Here is an 8,385-nt window from a genome sequence, read left to right on the forward strand (position 1 = left end):
GCGGGCAACAGAGTCATATAGAGCGTGCCCCAGCAGATTGGCTCCATCGGTTCGGTCGGATCAATTAGAGCATTGTGCAGATATGGCGCTGGGCTTGTCTCATCCAGCTCACTGGCTATCTCAATGATCAGATCGACGATGTCCTCTTCCTGCATCTCCAGGCCATCCAGTTTAAGTGCCATATGCAGAAGGTGGATCAGCTCAAACAGCGTATTTACTCTGGACTGGTTCTGATCGGGTGATATTGATGTCATGGCTTACCCTTTGTTTGTTTGAGGCAACTGCATAAAAAACCGCCCGAAGGCGGTTCGTCTGTACCAGAGCTCATTGAGCTATCCTCTCAAGCCTCGTTCTGGAGACGGCTTTCAATATACATGCGTCCAAATCGCCAATGATCAACACCTCTGACGGCTATTTACTCGGGCGCGCAACGCCAGCTGCCGGCATCAGGAGCGCGGTAGCCTTTTAATATGAATTTCCCCCGCCCCAGCTGGTTGGTGCAGGCTTCCAGAAGAAGCATTATTGCGACTGGCGCGCTTAAGCCATTCCGAAAAACCAAACCTTGTAAATTGAGTATAAAAGAAAGTGTTTGAGATAATTTGGCATAGATGTGTTCTCAATAGTTATTAGCCAAGTCCTCGAGTCTTGGATGTTTGATAACTACCGAGTTTATCTAATGCCCCAAATCCAGCAGCCAAATAGCTCGCCTGCCTTTATGCAGGGAGGAGGCCAAGCAGGACAGCTCATCCGAAGCTTTGCCTGGGAGCACTCACCTCTTGGTAAACCTGAGACCTGGCCTCAAACCTTGCAAATGCTGGTCAGCATGGACGGGCCTATCTCTTTATGGCATCGACCGCACCACCAAGGTTGTCCATCCCGAGCTATATGAGCAGGCTACCCGCAGAATAGCCGTCGAATTTCTGCAGGCCACCCTGTAAGCCCTGCCGTACCGCGTCCACACGGTGCTGACCGACACGGTATCTAATTCACTAAAAAGCTAGGCACCGAGGCCTTCGGATCCACCCTTTGACGGGCTCTGCCACCGGCACGGCATCAAGCATCGCCTGAGCAAGCGCTTCCACCCCGGGACCAACGGCCAGGTTAATCGGATAAGCCGGACGATCAAGGACGTCAGGGTTCACTACACCTCGCTTGATGAACACCGGCCGCATCTGAAGGACTAGATCTGGGCCTATAACAGCGCTTGTCCATTACGGGCACTCCCAAAGGGTCGAGCACCGATTGGTTTTGTCTTGGATAAGTTGCATAAAGAGCCACAATACTTAAATGACGATCCAAGCCATTACTTCCCGGGCCAAACACTTAGTGTGACTCAAGAGGTTTTTATCGGCAGGCCTCTTGTAGCAAGTCGAGTAGACAACACGACAGAAGTTTCTGTCCTGCCATAAGTATCAAATGAAGAAATTAATAATTCTAAATCAGAGAGCGATGCAGCAACTACCTTTAGTATAAAGGCAGCATCGCCAGTCACATGGTGTGCCTCACGGACTTCAAGCATGCTTTCTATTACAGTCTGGACTTGCCTATAGTGATCAGCAGGTACAAATAATCGAATGAATGCTGTGACAGGATAGCCAATGGAGTGACTGTCCACTGCTGCATGATAGCCATGTAGGATTCCCCGCTGCTCCAGGCGCTTGATGCGCTCGGCAACTGCAGGAGTTGATAACCCCACCCGTCGCCCAAGCTCTGCACTACTGAGCCTTGCGTTGACCTGAAGCTCTGTTAATAGACGTCGATCCAAACGATCTAATGCTTTATCTAAAAAAGGCATGATACAAGCTTCAATTGTTAAGTGCAGATGCCTTCATACCTTTAAATTAGTATGGAGTAAACCAGGCCGCCTTATGACAATAAGACCCAGCTACAAAAGAGGCATGTCATGTTGATCAAAGGCATTGTGCTTGGTTTAGCCATAGCGGCACCAGTAGGCCCTATAGGGCTGCTATGCATTCAAAGTACCCTTAAGGGCGGCTTCAGGAACGGGATCATTACAGGACTCGGTGCAGCTACAGCCGATGCACTTTATGCCCTGGGTGCGATGATGGGCCTGACGGGCTTGCTTACCATTATAGGGAAAACGTCCTATCTACAGATTATAGGTGCCCTTTTTCTACTATACGTGGCTTGGAAAACAAGATTGAGAAAACGTAAGCCGCTAAAGGCTATTGGTTTGCCCTCTAACCTTTGGCGTTGCTATTTCACAACGTTCCTTTTGACCTTATCCAATCCTATGACCATTCTTAGCTTTGCTACGATGTTTGCAGGATTAGGCTTGACACAAGCGGATCTTGGAAAGGGTTTACTATTGGTAATTGGAGTATTCTTAGGGTCTATGTTGTGGTGGATATGTTTATCAAGCCTATTCGCTCTCGTAGCCCAGAAATTAGACCCGTCCTGGCTAAGGCGCATCGATTTATGCTCAGCGCTGTTATTATTTTTCTTTGCAGTGAGCATCCTTTGGGCGCCCCTTAAAGCTTTTGCCCGACTAGGCTCTGTCTGACCTGCCTTTCCAACTCATTGATTACGTGACGCTAAGACGCTAAAGAGGGCTACAGAGCAGGTAACAAGACTTTTCAGACAGAGCTTGGATTTGCCTCATACCTAGTCGAAGCTGGTCATAAACAATTCCTTTGGTGCTTGGCTTTTTGCTGCTGACTTCCCTGCTTGTAGCGAATTATGGCAGGATGGGATGGCCAACGAATTGTGCGCTGTAATCTCTCCCTTAAGCGATCAAATTATCCGTCGTAGAAAGTCGGTTACGCGCTTCAATACATCTTCCTTATTTATCTCGTTAAATATCTCATGACGGGCGCCTTCGATGATTTCCGCCTCGAAATGGCTTCCCTTTATCCGATCTAATGTACTGCGGGTCTCTTCGACCAACACAAGTTGATCCTCGCTTCCGTGCATCCACAATGTGGGTATATCACTCAGGGATGGTCCCGCATGAATTGTATTCAGCATTACCGTCATAGCCACTAATGTAGGACGCTTGAATGGGCCATGCCACACCAACGGGTCGGCGCTGTAAGCAGCGCCCACGCATGGATCTCGAGATAACATAGTGGTGTCGAGGGGAGTGTTAGGGATTTCAGCCAAATCAAGAACGTTAGTTATCGCGGTTCGTTGCCCCAGCAAGGGCCCCGAAAGTACCAATGCTTTCAGTACTTTCCCGTGCCGCTGTGCATAACGGGTAGCGATCATTCCTCCCATTGAGTGTCCGATAACTACCAAAGGGATGCCCGGAAATTCTTCTTGAAGCGTCAAGGCAACTTGGTGAAGGTCATCAACGACGATCTCGTAGTCTGTTATGTGTACTTGATCGCCATCCGAGAGACCGTGTCCTTGATGGTCAGGTCCGGCCACCCAAGCTCCAGCTTTAACCAGCGCACCTGCAAGATGGTCATAGCGTCCAAGATGTTCGCCGTAACCGTGCACTATGAGCGCTAAAAATAGCGGACTTGGGTGATCCCAGTGGTGAACGGCGAGCCGAGTATTATTGGTATTAAGGAAAGTAACTGAGTGTTTCAATGTTCAATCTCCAAGGTTGAGCGCTCTGAGCGTACAGGTAGTTATGCTATTGGTGCTTTCAACGACGGTGAACATCAGCATTCCCAAGGTTAGGAATGATCAAAATAGTTATTTATATGGGGGACATCCGTTCCACTGGTCAGTGCGTCAAATACCAAAGTATCGTCTCGTCCGAGTTGTTCTTAAAAGGCTGAAGCGAGATGCAGACTCTAGCCTGCCCGAGCCGTTATAGCGTGCCTGTACCAGATAGACATGGGCATGTCTTCTGGAGTGGTCGCCAACAGGCTGGACCAGGCTTTGGCAGATGAAGCTCACTTGACTAGTATTTCGGTAGCAGCCAGACACGTCAGCGCCACCAGCAGAATGATCCTTTCAAAGCGAGGTTTATGCATCGATGTCTCCAAAGGAAACCTTCTTATTGGTTTACGCAAGGCGTCGCGACTCGACTGCCATGCATGTCTCGCTACTACCCTGACATGAGCAGTTCCCCCAACGGCACACCAAAGATATATAGTAGTTAACAAAGTTAACTATGTCGAAAATGTATTCCTTTACTTGGAAGATAATTCCTTATCCCATGTGCGTACAGCGCTTATGGCGTTTGGCAGGGCTGACGAAAAGCGCTGCGAGCAAACAGGTCGGATTGCAGCTTTGAAGGATTTACAACCAGTTGCAGGCGAACGTTATATGGAGCTTATCAGCCCTTTTCAAACCGTCCGTGGAGATGGGGTAGAACCCCTCTGCTTGTGCAAGCGTTAAACGCGCCTCATCTAGAAAAACACGGCCTGCATTAGTCAGCTCTAAGTGGCGGCTAGTACGTGTGAGCAATGTGGTACCGACATAAGCTTCAAGGTCACGAATCTGTCGGCTCAAAGAAGGTTGAGCTGTGTGTAAATGTTCCGCAGCAGCCGTAAAGCTTCCTGTTTCAACAACACCTATGAAATAACGAAGATGACGTAGTTCCATGTTTTCTTATCTATGCTTGAAAAGTATTGCTTCAGCGTAACAAAGTATTGGTGGCCAGGCTTGGTGAATTTTAGTATCCAAAGTGTTTAAAGCCACAAGAGAATTTATTTTAGCCTTAAGGAGTTACGCTATGTCAGAGTCATTCACCTCTACAAAACTCGAGCAGCTTCATGCGTTTATCGGCAAGCATTTTATATATACATATGAGAATGGCTGGCAGTACGAAATGTACTTAAAGGATGAACGTACAATTGACTACCGCATTCATAGCGGAATGGTGGGAGGACGGTGGGTTAAAGATCAACTAGCGCATATCGTTCGGCTTTCGGATGATATATGTAAAATTTCTTGGGATGAGCCAACAGGCACAACTGTCAGTGTTGCAATCAACTTTGCTGAGCGTCAATTACACGGAACTATTTTCTTTCCGCGATGGGTTGCCATAGATCCTTACAAAACAGTTTGCTTTCAGAACGACCATCTCCAAAGCATGCACGAATACCGCGACGCAGGGCCAACATATCCTAAGCTAGTGATCGATGAATTTGCGCAGGTAACCTTTATTCAGGACTGTGGAGCCCTCAATGAGAGCGTGATAGCCTGTGCACCTTCAGAACTTACTGAAGATTATGCGTCGCGACTCAATATAACTCCACATTGATAATTGTACCAATTGGCACCTCTTGTATAAGAAGTTATCTTAAGTGGAGTATCAGTATGCCGATGGATTCCGAATTAAAAAATGTACTAGCTATACAGGCTGAACTGGGAGCAACAGACACGGGAAATAAGTCTATTCATGAAATGCGAAGCTGTTATAGCTGTAAAGATGAGAGGCTAGCCGGCTCTTCTATTCAAATGGAATATATTAAGGATCTAACCTCATCCGAGGGTGTACCTCTTCGTCAATATCGACCATTTGGCCTTGGTGATGGTTTACAAGCTGGACTCATTTATATCCATGGCGGCGGATGGGTTATGGGCGGATTTGCTAGCCACGATAAAGTGTGTAGGCAACTCGCTGACGTGTGTAGGTGTTTGGTAATTGCCATAGACTACCGTTTAGCTCCAGAACATCCTTTTCCAGCTGCGCCCCAGGACGTCATCTCATCGACCAGTTGGATTGCCGAAAATGCTAAGGAAATGGGGATTGACCCAAAACGTTTGGGAATCGCTGGAGATAGTGCGGGAGGCAGTTTGACTGCTGTAGCCTGCTTGGCTAACCGCAATCAGTTGACTTTTCCATTTTGTTGCCAGGTATTGATTTATCCAAGTACTGATAACAGTCCAGAGGGGAAAAAACGATCTTCTCGTGTCGAGCAAGCATTGACCCCGCCGATGTCAGCGAATGCTATGCAACAAATGATTGACTGTTATCTTCCTGACGAACGTAGCTCCTGCGACTGGCGAGCCTCACCACTTTTGGCAAGTGATCATAGCTCATTGCCGCCTGCCTTGATTATTACTGGGGGATACGACCCCCTGCGTGATGAAGGAATCGCTTATGCTCATCGTCTTGCTTTGGCGGGAGTTGATGTTCTTCACCGGCATTTCGCTGGGCAGATCCATGGATTCATTGAGTTAGGAGGAGCATTGAGTGCCGTTAATGAGGCTATGCAAACAATTGCATTCTGGTTTACCCATTGCCAGCGTAGTTCTTAATACTCTGGTCTAACAACACAATGAGGGCCGGAAGGGCTTCATAAGCTTTTATAATGACTTGCAAGTGTCTACTGGTTCCGCAGATCAACAGGCATTGAGAGGACCGGTCCGGCAACGCTTGCACGGTCTGCCCTTGAAGCCTGGAAGGCGTACCTGATCTAGTAACGGGATAAAGTTGCGCGAATCGGCCTGCTGTTCAGGCGAGAGGGTAAAGCCTAGCGGATAACCATGGGCATCGCAGAGCAAGTGAATCTTGATACCTACCCCGCTACGGTTTCGCCCTAGGCAATGACCTGCCGGTTCGTCCGGGCCTTTTTTTCGCCTCCTGCCGCGGCACGTGTGGCTGGGATAATAGTTGGATCGACCATCCAGATATCCAGATCACCAAAGCCATCTTGATGACTATAAAGATTTCTCATACTGCAGGGTTCCAGCAGTTTTCGAATAGGTCGCAGGACTCAAGGGCACCAAGGCAATCAGATAACCAAGCTGATTGTGCTTCGGCTTTCCCGACCGATATACGCGCTACCGTTACCGGTTGAACGAGTGGATTGACGGTACTAAAGCTATTGTTAAATTAGCAATTGGCGGCATTTTTCTGGAATGAGGGGATACATATAGGCTCTTTTAGGGTCTTTAGAAGCACAGTGAGTATTATAGGATTGCACACTGGTTGTCTCTCAACCTATTAGCAGGCCTAACGATTGCGTTGGGCTTGCCTGCCATTAAAAAAGCAAGCTCTTAAGCCTTGGATAAAATGCTGCTATGTGTAAGAACTCAGTTTTCTTTTAACTTTTTATAAAGCGTCGTGCGGGAAATTCCTAATACCTGGGCTGTGGCGGATATATTGCCATTATTAGCTTGCAAGGAAGCTTGAATCGTTTGCTTAAGCGCATTTTGTAACTGTCCCTTGAGAGCAGGATTCTGCTTGGTCAGCTCAAGGGCAGATGTTCAGACTCGACAACATGCTCATCTCCGGCTAGCGCAGCAGCTAATCTCAAGACTTGTTCGAGCTGTCTGATATTACCGGGCCATTCATAAGCTAATAGGAGATGGCGAGCCGATGCTGCCAAACGATAAGGCCCTTGCCGATACAACAATCTTGAGATCAGCACGTCTAAATCCTGTCGTTGACTCAGGCGGGGCAAAAGGACTTGAAGTTCATTTAGACGATAGTACAAGTCTTCGCGAAAAGTTTTATCTTCCAACCTCTGATTAAAGTCGCAATGGGAGGCACTGATTACACGAATATCTAGAGAAATACTGGTTCGACTGCCTAGGCGGGTAAGGCAATGTTTTTGTAAGACACGTAGTAAAAGTGTCTGCAATCCCAGCGGCATATCACCTATTTCGTCTAGAAGCAGTGTGCCGCCGTTTGCAGCCTCAATCTGCCCTATGGTTCCGCCTTTTCGCCCGCCGGTAAAGGCTCCGTCTGCATAGCCGAATAACTCGGCTTCGATTAGTGTTTCAGGAATGGCCGAGCAATTTTAATCGCAACGAAAGGAGCCTGTGGCGAACAAGCGTTATGAAGACTTCGAGCAAAGACTTCTTTACCCGTGCCGGTTTCCCCCTGGAGTAAAATTAGTATATTAGCCATGAACGCCTTGCAGGCGGCTTCGAATTGACGAATCACGTTAGGATCAGTTCCCAGCGGATTTTCAGCTTTGGTAGCAACGGCCTGCGAACGATTGGTCAAGCTGGGCCAGACCCCCACAGGCGACTCTTTTGAGCAGGTCTCTTGCGCTTTGAAATAAAGCTGTGAACCATCCAGGAGCCTAGCAAGCTTAGGCTTCTGGATGGTAGTCAAAAACGTTGAGCTACTCTCAAACAAGTTATCCAGGGCCTGGTTGGATCAGCCCAACGCCGAGCAGTCGTTGAGCTGCACGGTTGGCTCCTGTGATACGCCCTTGGGAGTCAATCGTAATCAGCCCTTCTAGCGGAGTGCCGAAGAGGCAAGGGTCATGCTGTAAGCTTATGATTTGAGTATTAACTAATTCTGAATACAGACTGTTTTCTACGGCCATGGAAGCATAGCCTAGCTGATCCAGAACGGTCTTGATGTGACGATTACCGATACCGGTTAAGAGCCGCTAACAAAACCTCTCTAATGAGCGCAGGCATATAATGCTGCACGCCAGCGATAACAGGGCTCGGTGAGTATCTAGCCTGCGCTCAAACCGGATACGCAGCTTGCCCATACCG

11 protein-coding genes and 3 pseudogenes are annotated in these 8,385 nt (G+C 48.2%); 3 read left to right on the forward strand and 11 right to left on the reverse strand.

Going from position 1 to position 8,385, the window contains the following annotated elements; translation table 11 throughout:
• Positions 1 to 254 (reverse strand): annotated as a pseudogene (locus IQ22_RS22570) (hypothetical protein); the annotation flags it as partial.
• 1,079 nt (positions 255 to 1,333) lie between these two features.
• The gene (locus IQ22_RS22575) at positions 1,334 to 1,795 is read right to left on the reverse strand and encodes an Lrp/AsnC family transcriptional regulator (RefSeq protein ID WP_145146059.1); all 462 of its coding nucleotides are present in this window, start codon (positions 1,793 to 1,795) and stop codon (positions 1,334 to 1,336) included.
• A 108-nt stretch (positions 1,796 to 1,903) separates the two neighbouring features.
• On the opposite strand from IQ22_RS22575, the gene IQ22_RS22580 reads away from it, so the two are divergent.
• On the forward strand, positions 1,904 to 2,524 hold the full coding sequence (locus tag IQ22_RS22580) for a LysE family translocator (RefSeq protein ID WP_145146060.1): 621 nt from the start codon (positions 1,904 to 1,906) through the stop codon (positions 2,522 to 2,524).
• A gap of 230 nt (positions 2,525 to 2,754) precedes the next feature.
• Here the strand turns inward: IQ22_RS22580 and IQ22_RS22585 are convergent, their stop codons facing one another.
• Both IQ22_RS22585 and IQ22_RS22590 read right to left on the reverse strand, forming a co-directional pair.
• On the reverse strand, positions 2,755 to 3,555 hold the full coding sequence (locus IQ22_RS22585; protein ID WP_145146061.1) for an alpha/beta hydrolase: 801 nt from the start codon (positions 3,553 to 3,555) through the stop codon (positions 2,755 to 2,757).
• Between the two features lie 660 nt (positions 3,556 to 4,215).
• Complete coding sequence (locus IQ22_RS22590) at positions 4,216 to 4,521, reverse strand: LysR family transcriptional regulator (RefSeq protein WP_145146062.1); 306 nt, start codon at positions 4,519 to 4,521, stop codon at positions 4,216 to 4,218.
• Positions 4,522 to 4,651: 130 nt separating this feature from the next.
• Here IQ22_RS22590 and IQ22_RS22595 point away from each other — a divergent pair, with 130 nt between their 5' ends.
• Positions 4,652 to 5,182: a phenolic acid decarboxylase gene (locus IQ22_RS22595; protein WP_145146063.1), complete on the forward strand. Its 531-nt coding sequence runs from the start codon at positions 4,652 to 4,654 to the stop codon at positions 5,180 to 5,182.
• Between the two features lie 56 nt (positions 5,183 to 5,238).
• Positions 5,239 to 6,183 carry an alpha/beta hydrolase gene (locus tag IQ22_RS22600; RefSeq protein WP_145146064.1) on the forward strand — a complete coding sequence of 315 codons (945 nt, stop codon included), beginning with the start codon at positions 5,239 to 5,241 and terminating at the stop codon, positions 6,181 to 6,183.
• Positions 6,184 to 6,267: 84 nt separating this feature from the next.
• Here the strand turns inward: IQ22_RS22600 and IQ22_RS24215 are convergent, their stop codons facing one another.
• The 7 genes and pseudogenes from IQ22_RS24215 to IQ22_RS23750 all read right to left on the reverse strand — a co-directional run.
• Positions 6,268 to 6,441 (reverse strand): transposase, encoded by a 174-nt coding sequence (locus tag IQ22_RS24215; protein WP_425298891.1) that lies wholly within the window; start codon positions 6,439 to 6,441, stop codon positions 6,268 to 6,270.
• A 23-nt stretch (positions 6,442 to 6,464) separates the two neighbouring features.
• A complete protein-coding gene (locus IQ22_RS23740; protein ID WP_244309404.1) occupies positions 6,465 to 6,602 on the reverse strand; it encodes a hypothetical protein in 138 nt (45 codons plus the stop codon).
• A gap of 358 nt (positions 6,603 to 6,960) precedes the next feature.
• A complete protein-coding gene (locus IQ22_RS24220; protein ID WP_145146066.1) occupies positions 6,961 to 7,119 on the reverse strand; it encodes a helix-turn-helix domain-containing protein in 159 nt (52 codons plus the stop codon).
• Positions 7,116 to 7,298 carry an AAA-type ATPase lid domain-containing protein gene (locus IQ22_RS23745; RefSeq protein WP_244309405.1) on the reverse strand — a complete coding sequence of 61 codons (183 nt, stop codon included), beginning with the start codon at positions 7,296 to 7,298 and terminating at the stop codon, positions 7,116 to 7,118. Before IQ22_RS23745 ends, IQ22_RS24220 begins: the two co-directional genes overlap by 4 nt.
• A gap of 48 nt (positions 7,299 to 7,346) precedes the next feature.
• A pseudogene (locus tag IQ22_RS24225) lies at positions 7,347 to 7,658 on the reverse strand (sigma 54-interacting transcriptional regulator); the annotation flags it as partial.
• Positions 7,643 to 7,897 carry a sigma 54-interacting transcriptional regulator gene (locus tag IQ22_RS24230; RefSeq protein ID WP_425298892.1) on the reverse strand — a complete coding sequence of 85 codons (255 nt, stop codon included), beginning with the start codon at positions 7,895 to 7,897 and terminating at the stop codon, positions 7,643 to 7,645. The gene IQ22_RS24230 and the pseudogene IQ22_RS24225, both read right to left, overlap by 16 nt.
• A gap of 376 nt (positions 7,898 to 8,273) precedes the next feature.
• Positions 8,274 to 8,385: pseudogene (locus tag IQ22_RS23750) on the reverse strand (IS5/IS1182 family transposase); the annotation flags it as partial.

This window comes from Pseudomonas duriflava (genome assembly GCF_007830155.1).
GTDB classification, from domain to species: Bacteria; Pseudomonadota; Gammaproteobacteria; order Pseudomonadales; family Pseudomonadaceae; genus Chryseomonas; species Chryseomonas duriflava.

What these genes read in the sequence shown, in the direction of transcription:
- IQ22_RS22575 (WP_145146059.1), bottom strand. Translation starts at nt 1,795, where the DNA reads ATGCCTTTTTTAGATAAAGCATTAGATCGTTTGGATCGACGTCTATTA.
- IQ22_RS22580 (WP_145146060.1), top strand. Translation starts at nt 1,904, where the DNA reads ATGTTGATCAAAGGCATTGTGCTTGGTTTAGCCATAGCGGCACCAGTA.
- IQ22_RS22590 (WP_145146062.1), bottom strand. Translation starts at nt 4,521, where the DNA reads ATGGAACTACGTCATCTTCGTTATTTCATAGGTGTTGTTGAAACAGGA.
- IQ22_RS22595 (WP_145146063.1), top strand. Translation starts at nt 4,652, where the DNA reads ATGTCAGAGTCATTCACCTCTACAAAACTCGAGCAGCTTCATGCGTTT.
- IQ22_RS22600 (WP_145146064.1), top strand. Translation starts at nt 5,239, where the DNA reads ATGCCGATGGATTCCGAATTAAAAAATGTACTAGCTATACAGGCTGAA.
- IQ22_RS23740 (WP_244309404.1), bottom strand. Translation starts at nt 6,602, where the DNA reads ATGAGAAATCTTTATAGTCATCAAGATGGCTTTGGTGATCTGGATATC.